At 74.3% G+C, this 2,592-nt stretch carries 1 protein-coding gene; it reads right to left on the bottom strand.

Going from position 1 to position 2,592, the window contains the following annotated elements; genetic code table 11:
• Window positions 1–72: 72 nt before the first annotated feature.
• A partial coding sequence (locus AB0C69_RS41005) for an alpha/beta fold hydrolase (RefSeq protein ID WP_360362035.1) occupies window positions 73–2,592 on the bottom strand: 2,520 nt, incomplete at its 5' end.

Raw genomic sequence — 2,592 nt, 5'->3', positions numbered from 1 at the left:
GCGCGCGTCCGGGCGGGGGGCCGCGGGGGCGGGCCCCCCCGGGCCGGGCGCCTCCGAGAGGGGCGCCGCGCCTCAGTCGCAGGTGAAGTCCCGCGCGGGAAGGCGGCCGGTCAGCAGGTAGCCGTTGACCGTGTCCATGACGCAGGCGTTCGGGTAGCCGCGCTGGTAGGGCGCGTGGACGTCGGCGTCCAGCGTGACCATCCGCGATCCGCGCAGCAGCCCGTGCAGGGCCTGGTTGCTCGCGTAGATCGTGCGGGTGTCGCCGGTCGCGGCCACCATCAGCGCGGGCAGCCGCCCGCCGACCTCGGTTGGCCGCTCCGCGGGCCGCACGGGCCAGAACGCGCACGGGTTGACGTCGCGGGTCAGGGGCGCGAACAGCGGGCTGGCCGCCCGGTTCCGCTCGATGTCGCGCCGGTAGGACTCCGGATCGCGCGACGCCGCCGCGTCCCCGCAGATGATGGCGGTCTGCCCGCTCCCGTACACCGATTCGGCGCCGGTGAGCAGGAACCCGAGTTCCTCGTCCAGTTCCTTGGTCGGCTGGACGCTCTCCCCCGCCGCGGCCTTGACGAAGACGCGCAGCGACTCCGCCAGCGTGGCCCTGGCCTGGTCCTCGTCGGTGCCGAGATCGTTGAACAGCACGACCGGCAGCACGGTGTCGTCCACGCGGTACGGGCCGACGGCGAGGGGCTTGCCGCCGGCCGCCCTGACGAGCCCGCGCACGGTGCCGAGGACTTCGTCGCGGGTGCCGCCGAGGCCGTAGGCCGCGTCGCGCTTCGCCGCCCACGCCGCCCACGCGGCGAGCGCGTGGTCGTTGGCGCCCTCGGTGCCGGCCAGCAGGCGCGGGCCGAAGCCGGCCGGGTCGACCGAGCTGTCGAGGACGACGCGGTCGAGGCGGCCGGGGAACATCGTCGCGTACACCGACCCGAGGTAGGTGCCGTAGGACGCGCCGTTGTATGAGACCTTCCGCTCGCCGAGCGCCCCCCGGACGATGTCCATGTCGCGGGCGATGTTGCGCGTGCTGATGTGCGGCAGGACGCCGGCGTCGGTCCGCGCGCAGCGGTCGGCGAGGTCCTTGGCGAACGCCGCGGACCGGTCGAAGGAGCGGCGGCTCTCCCCCGCCGACCGGATCCACGTCCCGGCGGGCCAGTGGCAGTCGACCGCGGCGCTGCGGCCGAGCGAGCGCGGGTCCATCCCCACCAGGTCGTACCGAGGACCGGCCTTCCCCATGAGGGAGCGCATGTAGGGAGGCATGTCGAGGGCGGGGCCCGGGCCTCCGCCGTTGAGGATCATCGTGCCGATGCGGTGGGCGCGGTCGGACGCCTTCAGGCGGGAGATCGCCACGGTGATGGTGCGGCCCTCGGGACGGCGGTAGTCGAGCGGGACGGTGACGTCCGCGCACCGGGCGCCCGCCTTGTCGAGCTCCTTGCCGACCTCGTCACCGGCGTCGAGGGTGCACTTCTTCCAGTCCAGCCGCTGGTCGTAGAAGCGGGCGAGACCGCCCTTCCCGGTCGTGGCCGCTGCTGGAGCGGCGACCGGCGCACCGGTCGGTGCGGCGGCCGGTGCGGCTGCCCCGTCGCAGAAGGCCGTCTCGACGAGCCTCATCTGGTCGTCGAACGCCTCCTGGGTGGACGGGTTCTCGTTGAGGGCGACCGTCACGCGGCGCCCGGACGGCGCGACGCCCGAGACGGTGACGTAGCTTTCGAGGCCGCCGGCGTGCCCCCACCAGGCGCCGCCGCAGCGCAGCGGTGTTCCGATGAGGCCGAGGCCGTAGGCCGCGCCGTCCCAGACGCGGTCGGGGTCGGCGGGGACCGTCTGCCGCATCTGGGCGAGCATCTCGGAGGGCAGCAGGCGGCCGCCCATCAGCGCGCCGAAGAAGGCGTTCAGGTCGCGGGGGCTGGATATCAGCGCGCCCCCGGCCCAGGCCACCGTCGTGTTCATCTCGGTGAAGTCGCTCCACCGGACGGTCCCGTCGCGCTCCTCGCGCAGGTAGCCGCGCGCGTGCGCCCCCCTGATCCGGGTCTGGTCGCCCGGCCAGTAAGTGTCGCGCAACCGCAGCGGCCGGATGATCCGGCGCTGGACCTCGTCCTCCAGGCTGTGCCCGCTCGCCTTCTCCGCGATGAGGCCCGCGATGACGTAGTTGGTGGTCGAGTAGTGCCAGCCGGACCCCGGCGGCGGGAGCGTCAGCGCCCGGTCGACCAGTTCTCCGGGCTCGAAGTGCCGGAAGCGGTACCCGTCCGAGTCCGGGAAGGTGTCCATGTGGTCGGGCAGGCCGCTGGTGTGCCGCAGCAGGCTCCGCACGGTGATCTTCCGGCCGTCGTAGCCGCCCCGGTCGAGCAGACCGGGCAGGTAGCGCTCGACCGGGGCGTCCAGCGAGATCCGGCCCTCCCGCGCCAGCTGGAGCACGGTGACGGCCGTGAACGTCTTGGTGACGCTGGCGATCCGTACGCGCAGGTCCGCGCTCATCGGCCTCCCCGTGCGGCGGTCGGCCACCCCGCTGCCGGCCTTCCACGTCCCGCACGCGGGATCGTCGACGCGCACGGCGGCAGGGGGACGACGGCATGACGGCGGCGGCGACATGACGGCGACGGCGAC

The sequence above is a fragment of the Actinomadura sp. NPDC048032 genome, from assembly GCF_040653175.1.
GTDB lineage: Bacteria > Actinomycetota > Actinomycetes > Streptosporangiales > Streptosporangiaceae > Spirillospora > Spirillospora verrucosospora.
The sequence above is the reverse complement of the archived record's forward strand: the minus strand, read 5'-3'. Positions and strand labels throughout refer to the sequence as shown.